At 62.4% G+C, this 21,610-nt stretch carries 24 protein-coding genes and 2 pseudogenes; 11 read left to right on the top strand and 15 right to left on the bottom strand.

Annotated features, from left to right (window positions below; all coding sequences use genetic code 11):
• The first annotated feature begins 46 nt into the window (after window positions 1–46).
• A complete protein-coding gene (locus tag NCR37_RS14910) occupies window positions 47–388 on the top strand; it encodes a host attachment protein (RefSeq protein WP_250473644.1) in 342 nt (113 codons plus the stop codon).
• A 57-nt stretch (window positions 389–445) separates the two neighbouring features.
• Here NCR37_RS14910 and NCR37_RS14905 read toward each other — a convergent pair whose 3' ends face one another.
• On the bottom strand, window positions 446–1,831 hold the full coding sequence (locus tag NCR37_RS14905) for an FAD-binding oxidoreductase (protein ID WP_250473643.1): 1,386 nt from the start codon (window positions 1,829–1,831) through the stop codon (window positions 446–448).
• 464 nt (window positions 1,832–2,295) lie between these two features.
• Here NCR37_RS14905 and NCR37_RS14900 point away from each other — a divergent pair, with 464 nt between their 5' ends.
• Window positions 2,296–2,574 carry a hypothetical protein gene (locus NCR37_RS14900; RefSeq protein ID WP_250473642.1) on the top strand — a complete coding sequence of 93 codons (279 nt, stop codon included), beginning with the start codon at window positions 2,296–2,298 and terminating at the stop codon, window positions 2,572–2,574.
• A 69-nt stretch (window positions 2,575–2,643) separates the two neighbouring features.
• Here NCR37_RS14900 and NCR37_RS14895 read toward each other — a convergent pair whose 3' ends face one another.
• Both NCR37_RS14895 and NCR37_RS14890 read right to left on the bottom strand, forming a co-directional pair.
• Entirely contained in the window at window positions 2,644–3,138 is a 495-nt protein-coding gene (locus tag NCR37_RS14895) for an LEA/WHy family protein (RefSeq protein WP_502800529.1), read from the bottom strand.
• A 48-nt stretch (window positions 3,139–3,186) separates the two neighbouring features.
• Window positions 3,187–3,693 carry a metal-dependent hydrolase gene (locus NCR37_RS14890; protein ID WP_250473641.1) on the bottom strand — a complete coding sequence of 169 codons (507 nt, stop codon included), beginning with the start codon at window positions 3,691–3,693 and terminating at the stop codon, window positions 3,187–3,189.
• A gap of 229 nt (window positions 3,694–3,922) precedes the next feature.
• Between NCR37_RS14890 and NCR37_RS14885 the strand changes: the two genes are divergently transcribed.
• The gene (locus NCR37_RS14885; RefSeq protein WP_250473640.1) at window positions 3,923–4,429 is read left to right on the top strand and encodes a M48 metallopeptidase family protein; all 507 of its coding nucleotides are present in this window, start codon (window positions 3,923–3,925) and stop codon (window positions 4,427–4,429) included.
• A 3-nt stretch (window positions 4,430–4,432) separates the two neighbouring features.
• On the opposite strand, the gene NCR37_RS14880 is transcribed toward NCR37_RS14885, so the two are convergent.
• The 5 genes and pseudogenes from NCR37_RS14880 to NCR37_RS14860 all read right to left on the bottom strand — a co-directional run bounded on the left by NCR37_RS14880 (window position 4,433) and on the right by NCR37_RS14860 (window position 9,074).
• Window positions 4,433–5,113: a 4'-phosphopantetheinyl transferase family protein gene (locus NCR37_RS14880; RefSeq protein WP_250473639.1), complete on the bottom strand. Its 681-nt coding sequence runs from the start codon at window positions 5,111–5,113 to the stop codon at window positions 4,433–4,435.
• A gap of 325 nt (window positions 5,114–5,438) precedes the next feature.
• Window positions 5,439–5,775, bottom strand: a pseudogene (locus NCR37_RS28710) (hypothetical protein); the annotation flags it as partial.
• Window positions 5,775–7,571, bottom strand: coding sequence for a ShlB/FhaC/HecB family hemolysin secretion/activation protein (locus NCR37_RS14870; RefSeq protein ID WP_250473637.1), 1,797 nt, complete (start codon window positions 7,569–7,571; stop codon window positions 5,775–5,777). The pseudogene NCR37_RS28710 and the gene NCR37_RS14870, both read right to left, overlap by 1 nt.
• Window positions 7,572–8,072: 501 nt before the next feature.
• Window positions 8,073–8,321 carry a hypothetical protein gene (locus NCR37_RS14865; RefSeq protein ID WP_250473636.1) on the bottom strand — a complete coding sequence of 83 codons (249 nt, stop codon included), beginning with the start codon at window positions 8,319–8,321 and terminating at the stop codon, window positions 8,073–8,075.
• Window positions 8,322–8,444: 123 nt separating this feature from the next.
• The gene (locus NCR37_RS14860) at window positions 8,445–9,074 is read right to left on the bottom strand and encodes a hypothetical protein (RefSeq protein ID WP_250473635.1); all 630 of its coding nucleotides are present in this window, start codon (window positions 9,072–9,074) and stop codon (window positions 8,445–8,447) included.
• A gap of 188 nt (window positions 9,075–9,262) precedes the next feature.
• Here NCR37_RS14860 and NCR37_RS14855 point away from each other — a divergent pair, with 188 nt between their 5' ends.
• Window positions 9,263–9,646 (top strand): hypothetical protein, encoded by a 384-nt coding sequence (locus tag NCR37_RS14855; RefSeq protein WP_250473634.1) that lies wholly within the window; start codon window positions 9,263–9,265, stop codon window positions 9,644–9,646.
• Between the two features lie 337 nt (window positions 9,647–9,983).
• On the opposite strand, the pseudogene NCR37_RS14850 reads toward NCR37_RS14855, so the two are convergent.
• Window positions 9,984–10,616, bottom strand: a pseudogene (locus tag NCR37_RS14850) (two-partner secretion domain-containing protein); the annotation flags it as partial.
• A 1,176-nt stretch (window positions 10,617–11,792) separates the two neighbouring features.
• Window positions 11,793–12,227 carry a DUF3293 domain-containing protein gene (locus NCR37_RS14845; protein ID WP_250473633.1) on the bottom strand — a complete coding sequence of 145 codons (435 nt, stop codon included), beginning with the start codon at window positions 12,225–12,227 and terminating at the stop codon, window positions 11,793–11,795.
• A 101-nt stretch (window positions 12,228–12,328) separates the two neighbouring features.
• Between NCR37_RS14845 and NCR37_RS14840 the strand changes: the two genes are divergently transcribed.
• The gene (locus NCR37_RS14840; RefSeq protein WP_175941243.1) at window positions 12,329–12,538 is read left to right on the top strand and encodes a DUF1059 domain-containing protein; all 210 of its coding nucleotides are present in this window, start codon (window positions 12,329–12,331) and stop codon (window positions 12,536–12,538) included.
• 110 nt (window positions 12,539–12,648) lie between these two features.
• Here NCR37_RS14840 and NCR37_RS14835 read toward each other — a convergent pair whose 3' ends face one another.
• Window positions 12,649–12,888: a hypothetical protein gene (locus NCR37_RS14835; RefSeq protein ID WP_248322559.1), complete on the bottom strand. Its 240-nt coding sequence runs from the start codon at window positions 12,886–12,888 to the stop codon at window positions 12,649–12,651.
• A gap of 357 nt (window positions 12,889–13,245) precedes the next feature.
• Here NCR37_RS14835 and NCR37_RS14830 point away from each other — a divergent pair, with 357 nt between their 5' ends.
• Window positions 13,246–13,491, top strand: coding sequence for a DUF4148 domain-containing protein (locus tag NCR37_RS14830; protein WP_250473632.1), 246 nt, complete (start codon window positions 13,246–13,248; stop codon window positions 13,489–13,491).
• Window positions 13,492–13,511: 20 nt separating this feature from the next.
• Here NCR37_RS14830 and NCR37_RS14825 read toward each other — a convergent pair whose 3' ends face one another.
• The 3 genes from NCR37_RS14825 to NCR37_RS14815 all read right to left on the bottom strand — a co-directional run bounded on the left by NCR37_RS14825 (window position 13,512) and on the right by NCR37_RS14815 (window position 16,123).
• Complete coding sequence (locus NCR37_RS14825; RefSeq protein ID WP_250473631.1) at window positions 13,512–14,684, bottom strand: acyl-CoA dehydrogenase family protein; 1,173 nt, start codon at window positions 14,682–14,684, stop codon at window positions 13,512–13,514.
• Between the two features lie 70 nt (window positions 14,685–14,754).
• Window positions 14,755–15,120, bottom strand: coding sequence for a nucleotide pyrophosphohydrolase (locus NCR37_RS14820; protein WP_250473630.1), 366 nt, complete (start codon window positions 15,118–15,120; stop codon window positions 14,755–14,757).
• Window positions 15,121–15,139: 19 nt separating this feature from the next.
• Window positions 15,140–16,123 (bottom strand): 2-dehydropantoate 2-reductase, encoded by a 984-nt coding sequence (locus NCR37_RS14815; protein WP_250473781.1) that lies wholly within the window; start codon window positions 16,121–16,123, stop codon window positions 15,140–15,142.
• A gap of 276 nt (window positions 16,124–16,399) precedes the next feature.
• Between NCR37_RS14815 and NCR37_RS14810 the strand changes: the two genes are divergently transcribed.
• The 4 genes from NCR37_RS14810 (at window position 16,400) to NCR37_RS14795 (ending at window position 18,691) form a co-directional block, all read left to right on the top strand.
• Window positions 16,400–16,834, top strand: a complete 435-nt coding sequence (locus NCR37_RS14810) for an Hsp20/alpha crystallin family protein (protein WP_244849988.1) — start codon at window positions 16,400–16,402, stop codon at window positions 16,832–16,834.
• Between the two features lie 22 nt (window positions 16,835–16,856).
• A complete protein-coding gene (locus tag NCR37_RS14805) occupies window positions 16,857–17,261 on the top strand; it encodes an Hsp20/alpha crystallin family protein (protein ID WP_250473629.1) in 405 nt (134 codons plus the stop codon).
• Window positions 17,262–17,402: 141 nt separating this feature from the next.
• Complete coding sequence (locus NCR37_RS14800) at window positions 17,403–18,182, top strand: ABC transporter substrate-binding protein (protein ID WP_250473628.1); 780 nt, start codon at window positions 17,403–17,405, stop codon at window positions 18,180–18,182.
• 200 nt (window positions 18,183–18,382) lie between these two features.
• Entirely contained in the window at window positions 18,383–18,691 is a 309-nt protein-coding gene (locus tag NCR37_RS14795; RefSeq protein WP_250473627.1) for a hypothetical protein, read from the top strand.
• A gap of 3 nt (window positions 18,692–18,694) precedes the next feature.
• On the opposite strand, the gene NCR37_RS14790 is transcribed toward NCR37_RS14795, so the two are convergent.
• Complete coding sequence (locus NCR37_RS14790) at window positions 18,695–20,101, bottom strand: aminotransferase-like domain-containing protein (protein ID WP_250473626.1); 1,407 nt, start codon at window positions 20,099–20,101, stop codon at window positions 18,695–18,697.
• A 137-nt stretch (window positions 20,102–20,238) separates the two neighbouring features.
• Between NCR37_RS14790 and aptA the strand changes: the two genes are divergently transcribed.
• The gene (gene aptA / locus NCR37_RS14785; protein WP_250473625.1) at window positions 20,239–21,567 is read left to right on the top strand and encodes an omega-aminotransferase AptA; all 1,329 of its coding nucleotides are present in this window, start codon (window positions 20,239–20,241) and stop codon (window positions 21,565–21,567) included.
• Window positions 21,568–21,610: the final 43 nt, after the last annotated feature.

Genomic DNA, 21,610 nt, shown 5'->3' with positions numbered 1-21,610 from the left:
AATGGCGCGAGCGTCGCTCGAAGCCGGGCGAACAGGAGGAAGCATCATGACCGCCATCACGTGGGTTCTTGCCGCCGACGAGCATCGCGCCCGCATCTTCGAAACGCGCGGACTCAAGGTCGATCTTCAGCAAGTGAAGGACATCAGGAATACCGCTCCGACGCGAAGCACCGCGAGCGATAAAGACCGCGAGACGTTCGCCCAAGCCATTGCCGCGTATCTCGAACAGGCCAGGCTACAGCATCGCTTCAATCGATTGCGTCTTGCCGTGGACGCAAGATTTCTCGCCGTGTTGCAAGCCTGCTTGAGCAGCGAAACACGCCTGCTGATTTATGACGACAGCGGCAACGGCGCCCTGAGCGGGCAGCGCTACCTAGAACGTCGATGAACGTGGTTGAGCGACGCGCGCCACTTGCCCGCGCGGCGCGCGTCGACCGCGCAACCTTTAAGCAGGCTGGATGTTCTGATTACTGCGGAACACGTTCTCCGGGTCGTAACGGCGCTTCACTTCTGCGAGCCGCTCGTAGTTCGGTCCATAGGCCGCTTTCACGCGATCACCCTCGTCGCCCGTCAGGAAGTTCACGTAGACGCTGCCCAGCGCATGAGGCGTCAGCGCGGCGAACATGTCGCGCGCCCATTGCGTGCAGGTGCCGTCGTCCGCCGCTTCTGTCCAGCGACCATGTATGTTGATGGTGAAAACGGAATCGCGATTCGCGTACGCGGTCGCATTCGAGGGAACGCGGTTCGTCTGGCCGGCCATCGCGCCGATGAAGATCTCGCAATGCGGCGACGGCAACGCCCTCACTGCGTCCGTGAGAATGCGCAACGTCTCGTCGTTGAGCGCGGCAAAGTTGTGAGACTTCCAGTAATTGCGCGCGCCGGGTGTCAGCAACGGATCGAACGCCTTCTGCCATGCGGTAAAAGGCATCGGGCCGAGGTGCTCGCCGTACGGCGTGCCGAATTCACGCACGGCCTGCAACGCCTCGGGACCGCGCCCGGTATCACCGATATAGCAGCACGCCAACGCAATGACCGGCTTGCCATGCACGTGGGCCGGCAGAAACGGTAGCGGCGGCGCAAGGCGCAGGACCGCCCATACCGTCAGGTCGTCGGGCGCGTCGGCAATGAACGCGCGATACATCGGCAAGACCTGATCCGCCTGTTCGAGCGGATACACGACGAGCCCGCCATAGATCTGCGGCCCGACTTCGTGCAGTCGGAATTCGAACATCGTCACGATGCCAAAGTTGCCTCCGCCGCCGCGCAGCGCCCAGAAAAGCTCCGGCTCGGATTCCGCGCTGACGCGGCGCCACTTGCCGTCTGCCGTCACGATGTCCGCGGCGACGAGGTTATCCACCGTCACGCCATATTTGCGGCTGATCCATCCGAAGCCGCCGCCTAACGTGAGGCCCGCCACACCCGTCGTCGAGTTGATGCCGAGCGGCGTCGCCAGACCGAAGGCCTGTGCTTCGTGATCGAAGTCGGAAAGCAGCGCGCCCGGTTCGACATAGGCGCGTTTCGCTTGCGGATCGATACGTACCGACTTCATGGCAGACAGGTCGATCATGAGTGCATCGTCGCTCACCGCACTACCCGCGATATTGTGGGCGCCGCCGCGTATCGAGAGCAGCACGCCGTGTTCGCGCGCGAAGCCGAGCGCCGCGATCACGTCGGCCGTTCCAGCGCAACGCACGATGAGCGCCGGGCGCCTGTCGATCGTTGCGTTCCACACCTTGCGTGCTTCGTCGTAGTCGGAGTCGGTGGGCGAAATGACTTTGCCGCGCACGGCGGATTTGAGCGTGTCGATTGCGTCGACCGGGAAGTTGATCATGGATGACCTCGCTGCATGAGAAGCGCGCCGCGACGTGCCCGACCTGCCATCTGGAACGTGAAAGCGCAAGAATTCCGCTTCGCGCGCGACCGACGCGACACATCGGAGAGCAAGCGGATTGCGATGACGGACGGGTTCGTCCGCTCGTTGATTAAAGGCTTGCGATTACGAAATGTAAAGACGAGGACCCGCAATTTCGCGCACGATATCTAGCATGCATCGGCCAAAGTTTCCGAATACGCGCGGTGTGATATGCAGTGCTCCTTTCATTGCTTCGCATCCCTTACTTCATGCGCCGTTAAGGATGCATTGCTTACATAGGCCGCTTCGACTTAGCGCCGATCTGCGAAACATTGTTGAATGTCCTTACACCAAAGCAACAGGCGTCAACGCGTGACGAACGGGAACGTTGGTTGGGCATGGCAGATCATCCGGTCTGCATGTTCACAGTAAGGAAGTTCGACATGAAAAAGCTGTTTGCTGCTGCTCTCATCGCCTGCCTGTCGGCGGGTGCATTCGCCAAGTCGCACGAAGCCGAGCGCCATCTGCAACTCGAGCGCAAGGAGCATCGCGAGCGCGTCGATGAAGCACGCGAGCGCGATGCCCGCAACGAACGCGAAGCGCGCGCGGCGCGTGAAGAACACAAGCGCCAGGAAGAGATCGCCCGTCACGACGCTGCGCCGGGCAACGCGCACGTCGAATTCCGCCACGACGGGGCAAACGGCCTGCACGTCACGCACTAAGGCGCGTAGATCGACGCTCTGTTGATTCGAACGAGCGCCTGCGAGCGCTCGTTCATGCGTAGCGACGAATCAATAGCCGAACGCGCCGCTTCCGGTCGGGAAGTCGATCGTGCCCTGATCGGAGAAGCGCGCGCCGCCGAACGGCCCGCCTGCGAGACGGCCGCGCGCCACGTACGACACCTTGGTCACCTCGTTGCCGCTCGCAAAGCCCAACGCCTGCCGCGCGACCGACCACGCCGACACCGTCACCGGCACCGACACCACCAGTTCGCCGAAACGCGGCACGGATCCGCGCTGCGGACTCACGCCGCTCGCGAAAGCGCGGCCGTTCATGTCGAGATCGAGCGCGACGCCGTCGAAGTCGATCGGCGTATCGTTTGGATTCTGCACGCGCAGCTTGACGGCGAAGCGCATTTCCAGCCCCTGCCCTTCGAGCGGCTCGATGCCCGCCACGCTGACGCGCAACGCATCGCGGTTCATGAAGCCCGCGCATCCGCCGAGAATGAGCGTGGTCAACACCAAGAGGACGAGGAAAATGCGGTTTCGCGCTTGATTCATATGCATGGGTCGAGGTCCGGTAGCGTAGTGAGAACTGGCAGGATTCTATTGCGATCAGACGCGCAATACGTTGAGCAGCATGCGGCCATACGCATGATGAAACCAGACACCGTCGGCGACATAAAGTGCCGCAATCCACGCAGCGCCGACGACGAGCAGGTCGCAATGCCCGCTCGTCCACAATCTCAACGAATGGCGTCCACCGATCCAGGGGACGCCCAAAGGGTTCGGCCAGTCCGCGAGCAAATGCATGATGCCGCCGCACGCGAAGCCGAATGCGAACGGCACGGCGGGGTGTTTCCCGAGCAGATGCCATGACAACGCCAGAAGCGCGGCCCAGCCCACGCCCCAATGCGTGAGCGTGCGATGCGTGATCCACAGCTTGCGCTTGCGGGTCCACCACGCCACTTCGAGCCAGTCTGGCGCGGTCGCCCCGATCACGCCGCCCAACACGGCCAGCGTACAGGACAGATAGTCGACGCCTGCCGCCTTCGTGACCAGCGCCGCCGCGATGATTCCCGCCGCCCATCCCGTCGCATGATGGGCCTTGCTCGATGCCATGTGAACCTGCCTTGAACCGCTTGCTTAAGAAAGCGCGCATATTCGCACGGCGCATGCTTCAGTGTGCGACGCGATACACAAACTTACGCAATTGCGTGCGCTGGGGCACCATTCGCGCGCGGCGGCGGCGAGCTCGCGCGTCTATGACTAAAATGATTGATGGCACCGTTGCGCGACTAGCCGCGCGCGTCGACGTAATCCGCCAAGGCCCTCTTTCTCGTCAGCCGTCATGCAACACCTGAAATACCTGAGCGCCTACCCGAGCACGCTTCAGGAGAAGGTGCGCCGACTCATTGCCCAGCAGCAGCTCGGGCCGTATCTCGACGCACGTTATCCTTCGAAGCATGCCATCCAGTCGGACCGCGCGCTGTATCAGTACTGCGCCGATCTGAAGAACGAATTTCTGCGTGTGGCGCCGGCCATCGACAAGGTCTGTTATGACAGCAAGCTCGATGTGTTACGGCACGCGCTGGGCCTGCATACCGCCATCTCTCGCGTGCAAGGCGGCAAGCTCAAGGCGAAGAAGGAAATCCGCATCGCGTCGTTGTTCAGGGACACGGCGCCCGAATTCCTGCGGATGATCGTCGTGCACGAACTCGCGCATCTCAAGGAGAGCGACCACAACAAGGCGTTCTATCGCCTCTGTGAGCTCATGCAGCCGGGCTACCATCAGATCGAGTTCGATTTGCGTCTGTATCTCACGCATCGCGATCTGATGCGGAATCAAACGGTCTGACGTTCACTCGGCCGACCACGCGAGCGCGGCCGCATAGCCGCGAGGCGCGGCGAGCGACACTGCGCGATACGCGCCTGCTTGATCGGACAGCGAATAGCGCGCGCCATCGCGCGGCAAGACCGAAAAGCCGTGCATCGCCAGCGCCTGGCTGCCGATGCCCACGCCATGCGCCTTCAGCACTGCCTCTTTTGCGGTCCAGCATGCGAGAAATGCGTCGGGCTGACCGGCTTGCGGCAGCGCGTCGATGACACGCTGGTCCGCAGCATGCAGAACGGTCGATTGCAGTTCCCGCCAGTCGAAGGAATGCCGCGCCTCTTCGATGTCGACGCCCACGCGCCGCTCGAACGACATTGCGATCAATCCATGCGCGCCCGAATGCGCGACGTTGAAATCGGGCGCGTCGGGCATGGCGAGCGTGGGGCGGCCGTTTGAGTCAGAAACAAGCGGGAGACTCGCGGGCGACGCACCGAGTTGCGCGGCGAGCAGGCGGCGCAGCGCGGCGCGCATCGTGGCAAAGCGGGCGGCATCTTCATGTCGCATGAAGCGGCCCGCGCGTTGGAGCTCGTCGGCGGGCAAGATGCCCTCGCCTGCCTTCGGCAACAGCGCGCTGAGGGCGATGTCGACGAGCCACACGCGGACGTCGGCGGGCGCTTCGGTCGTCAAGGGTGTGAACGGCGCTGTCATTTGCGCTCAAGAGGTGTTTATTTGGTTCGCCGTTTTGAAGAGATGACTGAATATGCACCGAAGCCGGCCTCAGTCAGAGGGGGGCGTCTCGCCCCTATCCGCATTCCTCATACAAAGCCCAGCTTGAAAACACGTCTCGTGAATCGTATCAAGCGCCCCGGGTAGCCGCAAAGAGCTTGCGCGGGTGCGGTTCTCTGTTCGCTCTGCTTCCCTCGCTGATCTTGCGGCCTTGCGCTTGCCACTCGTGCCCGTTCGCGGACCGTAAGCGATAGCGGTTCAGCAGTCCGGTGAACGCGCCCGATATCAACGTCGCGCCATGCCGTGCCACCGGCGCCATGCAGCGCTTAGGGATTGCGTAAGCGTCGAAGAGAGTCACCGTCTGATTCACCCGCCAAACGATGTCGCTCGTGAGCGAATTCATTCGCCCGGCCGTCAGCGCCATGTCGGGCACGAGATTGAATTCGTGCGCGAAGTTCACGCCGTCGTTCATCAACGCGCGATATTCGTCCTCGTTGTTCGTATAGCCTCGCAGATATACGCAACTCGGTCAGTTGCGTGATCTGGTTGCGCACGAGTCGCTCTTCGTAGAGGCCATCGCCCAGAGGCTTCTCGATGTTCTACGGATCGAGGTTCAGCGCCTTGAGCATGTAATCGCCGGATATCAGAACTGCGCAGTCATCTGGAAACCGACGGTCACGCGTGACGTATCCAATGTAGCCGGTTTGTAGAGCGGCGTGCCGGCGAATAGGTCGTAGCTGAAGCCGGCGTACTTTGACGGCACGCCACCGCGAATGCCGATCACCGCGCCGACGAGTTGCGTCCCTGCGAGAAAGGCCGTGTTCGGTCCGAAGACGTGACCGTAGTCGATGCCCGCATACACCGTCTGGCCGCTCTTGCCAACCGGCGCTTGCAGTTCGTTGCGCCAATAGAAACCCTTCTCGCCGGCCAGCATCTGCTCGCCGTCGAAGCCGCGCACGGTGTATCGGCTGCCGATGGTCAGATCGTCGATATAGAACAGCGTGTCGTTCGTGTATTGACCGTGGAAGGTTGACACGTATCGAAGCGGTTGAGATGCGATCGCGAACGGCACCGACAGGTTCGCATCGAGCACGGCCATGTGAAACAGGTAGGTCGGACCCGCAGGCTTCGTCGCGGGCGTCGGTGCGATGTTGGGGTCGGGCGGCAGCGAGGGGTCCCCTGTTGCGCCGAAATCGTTAATGCCCTGCCGATATGCCAGCGTGCCGTCGAACTGCGCCCCGCCGACATAATGGCGATCGGTCAGCCCCGTTTCGAGGAACGTGTTATTGCGGTGCTGGAGCACGATCTCGGTGTCGTCGATGAAACTTGCGCCGAAACGCTTCGACAACTGCGCATAACCGCCGAATACATCGTTCTGACCGCGGTGCAGCACGCGTGCCAGCTTGAATCCCGCACTTTGCGCGTTGCCGCTCGACACGAAGGTCTGGTTCACGCCTGCGATCTGCTGATAGTACGTGTTCGTGTTACCGAAGAGCGTTGCGGTCCAGTAGCCCCACGGGATGGAATACGAGCCGTTGAAACCGTGTGAGCCGAGGCCCTTGTCGCCAAACTCAAGATCCTGATTTGCGCCGATCGTGAAGATATCGTTCAGTCCGAGCGGGTTGTCGATGCCGAGACTTAGATCGCCTTGAAGCCTGCCGGTTGCACGGCTACCCGAGTTGTCGACCGATGCGACGAGCGACCACGGTTTCGCCCGCTTGAGCGTAAGCACGACGTCGCTTTCGCCCGGCACGTTGGTCGGCTCGATCTTCATGTCGACGTCTTGCGATGCCACGCGCTTCATCTGCTCGACGCCCTGTTCGAGGTCGCGCAGGTCGAGGATGTCGCCGGGGTGTGTCGGGAATGCGGTCTTCCATGTGCCCCATGACAACGGTTCAGCGAATCGCACATCGTGGATGACACCCGGCACCAGCGCGAACTTCAACACGCCGCTCGATACGTCCTGCTCAGGCAGCAGCACGCGCGTCGTGATGTAGCCGCGACTGAGAATCGCCTGTTGCAAACCCTTGGTCAGCACGTTCACGCCTTCCTTGCCGACGCACTGCCCCTTGTAGTGGCCCAGCCATTCCCGTGCGAAGGCAAATGGGTCGAGCGGCAGGGAGGATTCACCTTTGCTTCGCACGGCATCGGGAAGCGTTGCCGGTACCTCTAGCGTGAACGTGTCGATGCGAAAGCAGGGCGTCCCCGATGGCAGCACCGGGAAGCCGTGATCGTCCGGTACGGTTGAGCGCACCGTCGGCGCTTGGACGACCGACTCGCGTTGCTGTGCCTCCCGTTGCTGCTGGATTTGCTGATCCTGGATCGCGTTGGCGCGCGCAGCGGCGGCTTCGTCGGCGGGCCGTGGCGCTTGTTGCGCGTGAACTGCGAGCGACATCAGGGCTGTGAGCGGCAGAGCCACGAGCCTCATTCTATGCATCATGAAGTTGCTTCTAAATTTCGATAAAAAGACAGCCGCTCGACTTGCGATGCGATTCGGAAGGTCAAACTCCAACGGCCTTATCACTGCGGCCGCACAAGACACCGCGACCGCTCGATCCATAGATCAGGCTCGCCGGCCGGTGGCTTCGTCGTGATCAAGCCCGCTTGAACGACTCCAAACACAATAAACCCGGCGCTGGCTGGGTTTTCTCTTTCAGCACTTGTCTTACTCGTCGTCCTTCTCTTGGTAGCTCTTACGCGCCTTTTTGTAACTCTTGTCGAAAGGCTTGATCCTCAACATGTCCGCTCTGCTTGCATACCTGCCAACAGCAGCGATTCCCAGCCTAAGTAACAGCAGAAACCTTCAAAATGGCGGAGGCGGTACATACTTGTGCGCAACATACATAATTTGAAGCCCGACAACAAGCAAACCAGTCCGCCCGCACCCCGCGAAGTTTCCGTCCTTCATGAACTGCATTTTCATCGCTTTCCCCTCTAATATTTATTCGTCGTCCTTCTCTTCGTAACTCTTGCGGGCTTTCTTATAGCTGTTGTCGAAGGGTTTTAAGTGCAGCATGTTAGCGCGCTCTGCGTACGTTCCTGTTGCCAGAATAAGCATCCCAACGACAGCACCCGCGAACATTGCCAGTCCAGATAGGAGGAAGTATGAGCCGGCGGCAACTGCTATGCCCGCCGCCCACAACAGAATGCGAAACCATGGGGCAAAGTTTCCATCTCGGATGAACATCATTTTCTGTTCTGCGCTCCACTGTTGAGCTTCCTGCTGACGTCGTTGAAAGTAGTAGTGTTCTTGATCCGGCTACCGCGGTTCCTGCTAGCGGGTACTTGTTTGCCACGCCTCCAAGGGTTAGGTCTACAATACCGCCAGCCACATAAACCCCCGGATCGGGTTTCGCCATTTGACCAACGAAATCTGCAGCCCGGCCCGTGATGGTCGATCCAAAGGCGATTGCCTCATAAACCGGCGCATAGGGTGTCGGCAACACGCGGCGGTTCCTGCCGCGGCACCGATGCGCCCCGCGTTCGTAAACACTGCCGACGAAACGTCTGCAACCGTATTACGCATGTAATCCGCGTCCGACTTATCAAGCTTCGTGAACGGTCCCGTTAAATCGACACTGAATCCCTTCTTGCCGATCGGGTCATACACAATGTTCGGCACGTCACCGGCGGGCACAGATCCAGCGCTCGCCACGATGTAGTTTTGCAGCTCCGCATTAGCCTGCGGCATGATCTGCGTCAGGATCGGCTTTCCATCATCCGTCTTGCCAGCGTATTGCCACTGTGCACCTGAATCGCTCGGCATCTGCCCAATCAGCGTAGCAGCAGCGCCCGATTCACGACCGCCATCAAACGATCCGCCCATTAGCCGCATCTGATCTTCGATTTGCTGCTCGGTGTACTTCCCGCCGCTCTTCTCTGCCAACTGCTTCGCAAGCGTTTTTTCTCGCGGATGCAACTGCCGGTTATAAAGATCAGGCAACCCCGAGGCGCGCTGCGTTGGCGAGCACGGTTTTTTCCTGATGCGCCAACGACTTGCGACCCGGTTTTCTCCGACGACCCTGCTTGCCAGCAACTTTCTGCCCCGACGCGACTTTTGGCCCGAAGGCGCAAGTTTGCCAGAGGCCGCCTTCGGTTCATGTCAATTTATGTTGGATAACCAAGCATCTTATGACCGCCGTGTTTGACGGCGCGCGCAGCGCGACGGCAAACGCGGCGGAACTCGGCTGCTGCGCTCCGACCCATCACGCTCGCGCAACCCTTGGCAACCGGATTTCGCGGATGCTCTACCGGATTTGCAGGATGCGGATAACGGATTTCGCGGATGTTTTTCGGGTTATCGTCATTCGCGCACATCTGGCCTGCATCGCAAGTTCGCTCAACTTCGCCCATCACGCACCGTTCCCCTTCAGCGACCTAGGGCGCGAGGTACGCTTCAGGCTTACCGGATTTGCGGGATGCCGCTACCGGATTTCGCGGATGCTCCGCAACGCTCAAATCCGTCAAGGCCGCGCAGCGCCCGAAGGGCTTGTCCTTGACGGCGATCGGTTGTGAGACGCTCGGACATGCGGTGCAAGACGGGTTTTCCGCTTGCACCGCATGCCAAACCGCGCCTTTTCGTCGTCGTTGATTTCGCCGCGCAGCGGCGCACATTGGGGAGCCCCTTGGGGCCGACGGGAGGGGCGGCTGCGAGCACGGAGCGCAAGCCCGCAGGGCTGAAGCCCGAGCGCAGCAGACGCACCGGGTGGGCGGGGCCGTGCATGTTCGCGCGCAGCGCGCTGACTATGTCTTTCTCGTTCTTCTTGTTCTTGGCCGCGACGCGGCCACTGTGCTTACCTTGCGAAGCACACACTCGGGCCGGGGGCGCAAGACATAGCGCGTATTAGCAACGGTTGCCATTCGCGCCGAAGTTCGGCGTGCCGGTCGTCAGAATCGCGCGTGATGTGTTAATGAAGCCGCCGCCGTTCACCACCAGGCCATTCGGATTGGCAACCACGACTTCCGCGCGCTGCCCGGCCACTTCCAGAAAGCCGTTCAGTTGCGAAGGCGAATTGCTCAACACCTGGTTGACGATGATCCCCGCCGATTGTCCCGGCGAGAGATTCGGGTTGCCATTGATGTAACCCGCCTGCTGCGTCTGGACGAGCGTGGGCGAGTTATTGAGAATCGCGCCCTTTCCGGGCACGTCGAATTGTGAATATTTGTTGAGGGAGACGCCGGCAGCAGACGGCTTGGCGATGTTGACTTGCTGAAGTCCATTCTGCGTCTGGATGACCTGCGCAGCGGACCCGGGTGCTGCGACGATCTGCGCATGCGAAAGAGGGGCAGCGGTACCAAGCATGAGCATCGCGGCGAATGCCACCGCACGCATGGGAAGGCGCAGACCCATGTTTAGAATCGATGCAACCGACGCGGGATGCGTTGCGCGGCCGCCTTGCGCGCCTTGCCCCGTGGCGAAATCCGCAACTGCCACCATCATGTGCCGTACGCGGCTGAAGACCAGCTTGTAAATCCCGTTATTCATTCTTCGATGCTTCGTTTTTTTACGGCGCGGGAGACGCTAAGGGCAACCCGCGAACAGCCCGTGAGTGTTTCCTCGATCAGCATTGGGGAATATGGGAGTAATCCGAATTCGCTCGCGCTGCTACCGTTCACTCACGTGCAGTCTTTCGCAGGCTTAAACGTGGATGTATCGCTAAACCGCGCTTAGTCGCGTCAAGGCAACTGGTCATGGTGCGTTGGTGCTACCGCGCGCTCGCGAAGCTGGATGTCGTTGACGTGCCTGCCTGCAACACTCAGCGCGTGACCGACATAAGCGAAGATGCAGGCGGCCAACGCGAACAATGTGAGCGGCATGCCGTAATATGCGTTTGCTTCGCGCGACCTTGGCGAGTACGCAATCGTGCTGCCCGCTCCACACGCTCGCACAAGCGCTCCAAGAAGCGGTTCGCGCCCGGCCCGTGGTCGTAGGGCGCGACCTCGCCGACGAGCCGCATCATCAGGCCGACGTGCCGGTCAGCAGCGCCCGTTGCATTGTCGTGCCGCCGAGTTATTGTCTCTGGTGAGCAGCGCGCCGGCCGCATCCGTCGCCATCGCGATGACGACATCATTCGCAGTCCGGACTACTCTGCGCATTGTGGCGCGGCGCATTCGTGCTTAGATAGTTGCGCAGCCACGGACTCCGCCACCGCGTGCCCTTTCCGGAATCGCTGTTGGAGATGCCTCGAGCGAGCGGCGGATATCGGTCGTTGCCCCGGCCGACGTCGCGTTGCCGATGGAACGCATGCCTAACATGCCCGCATAGCGGCAATTAGCCCCGCGTCGGCGTGCGAGTCCGCTGGTCACGACCTTCGCCGAGCGCTGTCCGTTGACGGACACGCATCGCCCGAATGCATCCCAGTCGGCGTTGAGCGACGCACAGCCGAGGGACGAGCCCGTCGGTTCAATGCGGGTCGGTGTCTTTGTCGTCTTTGGTATCAACCCGCAGCCCTGCCATCCGCAGGCGACAACACCGCGCCTTTTGGAAAGCAGCAGATATTACGTTCGGTCGCGAATATCGCGTCAAGGGCGAGCGACCCGCCCGGCATCAGCCATCGCGCGATTTGCGAGAGCGCGAACAAGAGGCCGTTCATGCCTGCCAGAACGGCGGACGTCGCACGTGCTCTGCACAAGGTCGAGCGGCATGAAAGCGCTGATCGAGTTACCGGTATCGCGGATGCAGGCGTAATCGCGGCAAGCCATCACCCCGCACGACCACGACGGCGTTCTGCTCATACGCAAGCATGAGCTCGTCGGCGTCGAGCAAGGTCGCGCCGAGCACGAACAGACTCGCTTCGGCGCTCCATACGTTGTTCGGATCCATGCCTTCGCCGGATAGCGCTATCCACCCGGCTTGCGCGATCTGCGCCTCAAGCGTCCGCTGTCTCGCGGCGTTCTGCTCGGCGCTCAGTTCGCAGCCAAAGGGATTGAACGCAGTCACGAATACTGCGCTCGCCACGCCGTGACGGGCCAGCAGCGCGGCGACGGACGCGTTCTTCGCGCCGATCATCATATCGATGGGCGGCTCGCCGTGTATCCGGTAGACGGCGGCGCGGTACGCTGCAAGCGTTGCGTCGGGAATCGAAGGACCGTTCATGAGCATGAACGTTACGCGACTGCAAAGGCGCGCGCAAATCGTCATCGCAGCCGAAACGACCGCCTATACTGAAGTCAGCGCCTTCATGCCAGGAGGACGCCATGACACGCATGTACATCGATTGCCGCGAGTGCTCGAGCGACAGCAACTGCACGATCGCACTCGCCGCCGACTCCGAAGACGAATTGATGCAAGCCGCCGTGCAACATGCGGTGAGCATGCATCAGCATGAGGATTCGCCGGAGCTGAGAACGGAACTGAGGAAGTTCTTTCACGAGGGCACGCCGCCGCTCGAAAGGCCGTCCGCATAAGACGCGGGGCAGTGGATTGCCGCCACAAGCTAGCGTTTCTTAGGACGCTAGGCGGTGAGGCCTTGTCGTTCGATGGAAGATGAGGAAGAAGCCAATGACGCGCCGATATTTCAGGAGCAGCCGGTGCGCCGCTCGCTGCGACTGAACCGTTGACGCGAACGCCAGTCTTCCGAGCGCAGCACGTGTTCGCCGTCCTCGCGGGCTTCGTCTTCGGAATCGAACCCTTCGTCGCTATAGGCGACCACCTTCATGCCGCCGCCTGCCGCGCGCTCGACGGTGATGCCCCAATGCCACCCGCCTTCCTGATGGAAGATATGCAGCGTCGGCTTCGATGATCCGGTCAAGTCCATACATGCGGCTCCTTCAAGTTGACGTCCGTAAGGCTTGCTGCCTCGCCTAGACGAACGCCCTTGATGTCGGGCGCTTCTCTTTGCGTTGCCCGTACGCGGAATCTGCCAAGGGCACCATGACTAACACGAGGGGCGTGAGCGCCCGCTTAAGACAGCATACTCAATGACATGCTGCATTGCAACACGGGCTTTCCCCAGTCGTGCGCTTTGCGAAGCGCCGCCTCATCGACGGAAGGCGAATAGAAGCGATCGTTTCACTGCAAGTGTCATCGGACTGTCACGTTGAGCGCGCGCCGGTGACATGCGGCGTTGTGTCCTAGAATGAGTAAGCCGTCATCAGCGGCGCAAGAGGGACTCATGAAAGCTACTTCCCGAATCATGCTCGGCGCGCTCGCTGCGTGCTGGGCCGCGTCTGCATTCGCGCAGCCGCTCGCCGACAATCCTTCCGCGCCCAAGACACGCGCGCAGGTCCGTCACGACCTGCACGCGTGGGTCGCTGCAGGCTACGATCCGAACGACTGGATCAACTATCCGGACAATGCCATGCGCGCGGGCCGCATCGTGGCGCAGCGACGAGCCGACGCGCCGCCCGCGACGCACTGAAACGGCGCGCGCGATCGCGCTCACGCAGCCGGCTTCGGGCCGCGCAAGATGCGGCGCGCGATGCTCCAGCGATGCACTTCCGACGGGCCGTCGTAGATTCGGAACGCGCGCATGTCCGCGAAGATTCGCGCGACGACCGTCTCGTGCGTGACACCCTGTCCGCCCAGCACCTGCACGCAACGATCGACGACGCGCCACAGCGCCTCCGACGACACGACCTTCGCGATGCTCGACTCGTGCTTGCCGAGCACGCCCTGATCCAGCACCCACGCGCAATGCCAGATGGCGAGCCGCGTGACGTGCAGGTCCATCTCGTTGTCCGCCAGCATGAAGCCGACGCCTTCGTGCTCGCCTAGCGCCTTGCCGAACGCCTGACGTTGGCGCGCATAGTCGCTCGCGACGTCATGCGCGCGCCGTGCCGCGCCGAGCCAGCGCATGCAGTGCGTGAGACGCGCGGGCGACAAACGCACCTGCGCATAACGGAAGCCTTCGCCCGGTTCGCCGAGTACGTTCGACGCCGGCACGCGCAGGCCGTCGAAACGCACGACGCCGTGGCCGCCGGGAAAGCACGTGTCGAGCGAATCCATCGACCGTTCGATCACGATGCCGGGACTCGACATGTCCGCGAGAAACATCGTGGCCGGGCCGTCCGCGAACTTCGCCATGATGATCGCGACTGCCGCGCCCTCCGCGCCCGTGATGAACCACTTGCGGCCGTGAATCACGTACTCGTCGCCGTCGCGCGTGGCGGTGGTTTGAAGCATCGCCGGGTCCGCGCCGGCGCCGGGCGACGGCTCGGTCATGCAAAAGCATGAGCGAATCTCGCCCGCCGCGAGCGGACGCAGCCAGCGTTCCTTCTGCTCGGGCGTCGCGATGGCTTCGAGCAAATGCATGTTGCCCTCGTCGGGCGCGGCGATATTCAGCGCGACGGGGCCGAGCGGCGAATAGCCCGCCTCCTCGAACAGAATCGCCTTCGCGACATGACCGAGCCCGAGCCCGCCGAACTCCGGCGAGATATGGCTCGACAGCAAGCCCGCCTTGCGGCCCTTCGCGATCAGTTCGGCGCGTAACGCTTCGTTCGGCCCGTGTGGCGTGCAGCGCGGATCGCGCTCCATCGGCACGATTTCATCGGCGATGAACGCGCGCACCCGCGCCTGCAATTCGGTCAACTCCGGCGAAAGCGAAAAATCCATCGGCATCCTCGGTCGTTAGTGGATCATGCGAGCTTAATCGTGCCCGCTGCAATCGTCATTCAGGTGTTCGTCATTCATCGTATTCGCTGTATTTGCGCGCGTCGCCGCGCACCTTCTGCGCCGGATACTTCGCGCGATTGAGCGCCATCTTCTCCAGCAACGCCTGATGCAGATCCACATCGAGCGCGTCGGCCAGCATCACGAGATAAGCGAGTACGTCAGCCATCTCGTGACGAATGGCGCGGAGCTTGGCGTCGTCGAGTTCAGCCTTGTCGCCCGTCTGAAGCCACGTAAAAGGCTCCAGCAACTCGCTCGCCTCCACGCTCAGCGCCGCCGCGAGATTCTTCGGCGCATGGAAGCGGCGCCAGTCGCGTTCGCGCACGAACTCGCGCAGCAAGTCGCGCATGGCGACGAGTTCACTCGGGGATTCTTTCATCACGTCCTCGACTCGCTACTCATTGCGCCGGATAGAGGCCCAGCGTGCGCGCATGCAGTCGCGCGAGGCCAAGCAGCGCATCGGTAAATGGCGTCGGCACGCCCGTCATCGCGCCGAGTTCGCGCACCGACGCGACGAGCGCATCGAGTTCGACGGCCTTGCCCGCTTCGACGTCCTGCAGCATCGACGTCTTCATCGCGCCCAGTTTCGCCGTGACGGCATGCCGGTCCGCTGGCTCCTGCTCGATGGGAATGCCGAAGCGCGCGCCGATTTCCTTCGCCTCCAGCATGATGCGCGTGACGAAGCCGCGCACGAGATCGTCGCCGAGAATGCGGTCCGTGGTGGCGCCGGTGATGGCGCTGATCGGATTCATCGTCATGTTGCCCCACAGTTTGAACCACACGTCGCGCTGAATCTGCGGCGAAGCAGAAGCGTCGAAGCCTGCCCGCGAAAATAGCGATACGAGCGAATCGACGCGCGCGCTCGGCTTGCCGGTCGCCTCGCCCAAAATCAGCCCGTTGCCCTGATGATGCCGGATGACGCCCGGCGCTTCCACGAAACAACTCGCGTGAACGACGCAGCCGACCGTCTGCGCGCTCGGTATCGCCGCGGCGATAGTGCCGCGCGGGTCGACCGAGGAGAGTCGCTTGCCGGCGAACGCATCGCCTAAGCCCTCGCAGAACCACCACGGCACGCCGTTCATCGCAGTGAGCACCGTCGTCCGCGCGCCGAGTAACGGCGCGATGTGCGCGGCCACGGATGCCATCGCCGGCGCTTTGACGGCGACCACCACGAGGTCTTGTTCCCCCAGTGCGTCGGGCGCGGCGCTCGCGCGAACCTGCGCCGTACGCGTCGCGTCCTTCTCGACGAGTTGCAAGCCGCGCGTGGTGAGCGCATCCAGCGTCGCGCCGCGCGCGACCACGCTGATATCGCAGCCTGCCTGCGCGAGCCGCACGCCCATCCATCCGCCGATTGCGCCCGCGCCGTAGATGCACACCTTCATCTTGTCGTCCCCGCCACTGGTTGGATCGCCCATTGTAAGAGCGGATTGAATTCGTTAGCGGCTAACGCTCAAACGGTCCAATCTATGAGTCGCAAAACGCATTTCAAGAGTCGCCGAACGAATAAAAAATGCGCTTGAAAATGCATTCCGGCTTATTGAAAAGAGCGTCTCCGCACCTATTTTTCGATCCGAGGGCAGCGACGCTCGAACGCGCTGCCCACAAGGATCAACGCACTGTGCCGGCCTTCATGCGGCCGCATTTTCGGAGACTGGATCATGAGTGACTTCTACTTTGGCGGTGACGTGTTCGCGGAGCTGGACCGCATGCAGCGGCAAATGTCGACGCTGTTCGGCAACCTGCCATCGAGCATCCGGACCAGCCGCGCGGATGTCTTTCCGCAATTGAATATTGGCAGCACGGACGAGGCGGTCGAGATCGTCGCGTTCGCGCCGGGCGTGGATCCCGCATCGCTCGATGTGACCGTGGACAAAGGCACGCTCACGATCAGCGGCGAGCGCAAGGCCGAAACGCTGACCGAAGGCGCGCGCACCTATGCGAAAGAGCGCTTCACCGGCAGCTTCCGCCGCGTGATCGAACTGCCGCAGAACGCGGACACCGACAAGGTGCAGGCGCGCTATGAGAACGGCACGCTGTCCATCACGGTCGGCAAGCGCGAAGCGTCCAAGCCCCGCGCCATCACCATTCAGTAATTCCAGCATTCGGGAGCTCACGATGAACGACACCACCCAACTGGCGCAGCGCAGCGAAGGCGACATGACGCGCAAGAATGAAGACAATGTGCGCCGCGCGAGCATCACGCCCGCGGTCGATATTATCGAAGACAGCCACGGCATCACGCTTTGGGCCGACTTGCCCGGCGTGCCGCGCGAAAAGCTGGACGTGAAAGTGCATGACGCGCGGCTCTATATCGAAGCCGAAGCGGTAGTCACCGCGCAAGCCGGCCTGCGCGTGCATCACGCCGAAGTGCGCGCGCCGCGCTTTGCTCGCGCCTTTACCGTCAGCGACGACTTCGACACTACGAAGATCGACGCGAATCTAACGAACGGCGTGCTCAAGCTCACAATTCCGCGCCGTGAAGAAGCGCGTCCGCGTCGAATCGAAGTGCGCGCGAGCTAAGAAAACCGCTGGCAGCAACGTAATGCTTTGACCGAATGGCCGCGAATTTCGCGGCCATTTTTTTAGCGCATGCTTAACGCCTCTATAATCTTCCGCGTCAGTCCGAGAACTATTCAAACTCATCGCTAGGAAGAGACGAACGTGAAGACGCTGTTGACGGTGTTGTTGAGCTCCATGCTGGCCGTGTCTATCGGCGCGCATGCGAAAGACTGGTCCACTATCCGGTTCGGCGTCGATGCCAGTTATCCGCCGTTCGAATCGAAAGCACCCGACGGCCAGCTCGTCGGCTTCGATATCGATGTCGGCAACGAACTCTGCCGCCGTCTGGACGCGAAATGCGTATGGGTCGAAAACGCCTTCGACGGCATGATTCCCGGCCTCCAGGCGCGCAAATTCGACGGCGTGCTGTCCACCATGTCCATGACGCCAGCGCGCGTCAAGCAGATCGCGTTCTCCAGCAAGCTCTTTCACGTGCCTACGCGACTCGTCGCCAAGCGCGATTCCAAGATTCAGCCGACGGCGGAGTCACTCGCGGGGAAATCGGTCGGCGTCGAACAAGGCTCGATGCAGGAGAGCTACGCGAAGGCGCATTGGGGCGCCAAAGGCGTGACGGTGGTTTCGTATGCGGATCAGGATCAGGTCTATGCCGACCTGCTTGCCGGACGTCTCGACGCATCGCTGCAAAACGCGGTGCAGGCCGAACGCGGCTTTCTCGACACGCCGCGCGGCAAGCCGTTCGCTTTCGCCGGCCCTGCTCTGGAAGACAGCGCGATCTTCGGCCCCGGCACCGCGATCGGTCTTCGCAAGGAAGACACCGATCTGAAAGAAAAGCTCGACGGCGCAATCGCTGCGATGATCAAGGACGGCACGTACACGCGCATCGAGCAGAAGTACTTCGACTTCGATATCTACGGCGAATAAGCATAAGAAAGCAGACGGCGCGAGGGCAATGTAGGGCTCGCGCCAACACATGCGTTGGCGCGCCGATGGCTTTTTTTCACGCACGTCATGCTGAAAATTACACGCCGCCCCGCTGGCATGCGGGAAAGGTGCGTGGTCGAAGCATCGGCACAGTGTTTGCATGCCCGGCAATGCACAGAGAGACTGTTTTCGGGGGCATCATGCATCATTCGATCGAACCTCACGAGCTCGGCAAGGTTGATCTCGAGCACTTTCAGATCGTGCAAGTGTCGGACGGCACGCATACCGTCGTGCTCTGGGAAGCGCCGGAGCCCGACACGCTAGTGCCGCTGCACGCACGAGCCGCCACGCTCACCATTCGTCTGTGCGATCCGCTCAATCCGGTGCGCAGAAAAGACGTGTGCGAGCGCTTGCAGGCGCATCTCGCGGCATCGCGTGGTCGCAAGAGCGCCACGCGGCCCCGCACGCATCTGTATCGCCTGAGCGCGAGTCCGCGCGCCGCTGCGTAGCGGTCAAAGCGACTTGCCGAGAAAAGTCCACAGCGCGTCGTCGAGCGAATACGGCACGTTGAAGCGAAAGCACGCGCTCGGCGCATCGCCGGGCCGGAAATACGAACCCGGCGCGAGCCAGATGCCGTGTTCGAGCGCGCGCGTCGCGACATCGCTCGCATGCGACGGATCGATCGGCAACTCCGCCCATACGAAAAGACCCGCGCGCGGACGGCGAAACAGTGTCGCGCCGAGCGCATCCATGCGCTGCTCGACGACCGCATGCGCGTCCTTCAGTTTGTCGATCACGAATTCGACGTGCCGCGTATAGCGCCCTTCGGTCAGCACCTTCTCGACGATGCGCTCCGTCGCCTCCGATGACGTCAGGCCGACCGCCATCTTCGTGCGCGCCAGTTCTCGCAGCACGTCGCGCTCGGCGACGACATAGCCGCAGCGCAGCGAAGGCGTGATCGTCTTGGCGAAGCCGCCGACATACACGACGCGGCTCAGGCCTTCGAGCGCCGCGAGCAACGGCGCGCCGGGCGGCGCGAGTTCGCGGTTCACATCGTCTTCCACGACCCACAGGCCATGCCGCTCGGCGATCTGCATCAGGCGGAACGCCGACGCCATGTTGAATGTCGCGCCGGTCGGATTCTGCAGCGTCGTGTTGAGAAAGACGGCCTTCGGACGGTGCTCCGTCACGATGCGCTCGAACACGTCGGTGTCGATGCCCGCGACCGTGCGCGGCACGCCGTGCACGTTGAGGCCGGCGAGCCTGAGAATCTGCAGCAGATTGCAGTAGCCGGGATCTTCGACGACCACGGCATCGCCCGGACGCAGCAACGTGCGCACGATCAGGTCCAGTGCCTGCGTCGCGCCGCTCGTCAATAGCACGTTGGATGCGGCATCGACCGGCAAGCCGTGGCGGTCCAGTTGCTCGGCAATGCGCTCGCGCAGCGGCGCGAAGCCATACGGATGCCCGTAATCCGCGATGCGCGCCGCCGGCACGCGGCTCACCGCGCGCAACGCGTGGTGCAGCCCGCTTTCGTTGACCCATTCGTTCGGCAGCCAGCCGCAGCCGGATTTGATCGGCACCGAATGGTCCGCGAAGACATCGGAAAGCAGCCATGTCGCCGTGAGGCTCGGCGGCTGCCATTCGACCGAGCGGGCCGGCGCGCGCGGCCCGCGCACGGCCACGCGATACCCCGAGCCGCGCCGCGCGGTGACGAGGCCCATCGACACGAGCCTGCCGTACGCTTCGGTCACGGTGAACGTGCTCAGGCGCTCGCTTTCGGCAAGACGCCGCACCGAAGGCAACAGCGCGCCCGCGCGCAACGTGTCCGACTCGATGGCGGATGAAAACGCGCGCACGAGTTGCTCGACGAGCGTCGGCGCCTGCCGCGAGCCGCGTTCCAGGTTGAGTTCGATCATCGGTTCAATCGGCCAAGGTTGCCAGTACAGTTCGCCCCATTTTGCCAGCACAGTTGGCAGCGCGGTGAAGCAAGTGTCTATGCCGCGCAAAATTGCGTCGACATACAGTGACCGTTCTTTCGAGGAGAGACCAAGCCATGAACGCCCGCCCCGTCATCGACGACCTGTCGTCTTTCTGGATGCCCTTCACCGCGAACCGCCAGTTCAAGGCCGCGCCGCGGCTTCTGGAAAGCGCCAAGGGAATGTACTACCGGTCGACCGATGGCCGCGAGGTGCTCGACGCCTGCGCGGGGCTGTGGTGCGTGAACGCCGGTCATTGCCGCGAGGAAATTGTCGAGGCGGTGCAGAAGGCGCTCGGCACGCTGGATTTCGCGCCGACGTTCCAGATGGCTCACCCGCTCGCGTTCGAAGCCGCGACGAAAGTGGCCGAATTGATGCCGGACGGCCTCGACCGGATCTTCTTCACGAACTCCGGCTCGGAGTCGGTCGACACGGCGCTCAAGATCGCCATCGCCTACCATCGCGCGCGCGGCGAAGGCCAGCGCACGCGGCTGATCGGGCGCGAGCGCGGCTATCACGGCGTGGGCTTCGGCGGCATTTCGGTGGGCGGCATCGCGCCGAACCGCAAGACGTTCTCGGGCGCGCTGCTGCCCTCGGTCGATCATCTTCCGCATACGCACGATCTCGCGCACAACGCGTTCTCCAAGGGCCAGCCGGCGTGGGGCGCGCATCTCGCGGACGAACTGGAGCGCATCGTCGCGCTGCACGATGCATCGACGATCGCGGCGGTGATCGTGGAGCCGGTAGCGGGCTCCACGGGCGTGCTGATTCCGCCGCAGGGCTACTTGCAGAAGCTGCGCGAAATCTGCACGAAGCACGGCATTCTGCTGATTTTCGATGAGGTCATCACCGGCTTCGGGCGTCTCGGCAAGGCGACGGCCAGCGAGTTTTTCGGCGTGACGCCCGATCTCATCACCATGGCCAAGGCGATCAACAACGCGTCCATTCCGATGGGCGCGGTCGCGGCGCAGCGCAAGGTGCACGACACAATCATCGAGGCGGGCGCGGCCAACGCCATCGAACTCTTTCACGGTTACACGTACTCGGCGCATCCGGCGGCGACGGCCGCGGCCATCGCGACGCTCGACCTCTACGTGCGTGACAAGCTGTTCGACCGCGCGGCATCCAAGTCTCCGACGTTCGAAAGCGCGGCGCATGCGCTGCGCGACGCGCCGCACGTCAAGGACATTCGCAATCTCGGGCTCGTCGCGGGCATCGAGCTCGAACCGCGCGACGGCGCGCCCGGCGCGCGCGCCTACGAAGCGTTCGTCAAGTGCTTCGAGGCAGGCGTGCTCGTGCGCTATACGGGCGATACGCTCGCGTTCTCGCCGCCGCTCATCATCGAAGACGACCAGATCGACCGCATCTTCACGACGGTGAGAGATGTGCTCGAGACGGTGCAATAGAAGATGAGACGATCGCGCGTTTCGTTGAGACGCGCGCGCATTC

This window comes from Caballeronia sp. GAFFF1, from assembly GCF_023630705.1.
Lineage (GTDB): Bacteria > Pseudomonadota > Gammaproteobacteria > Burkholderiales > Burkholderiaceae > Caballeronia.
This window is presented reverse-complemented; position numbering and strand designations above follow the sequence as displayed.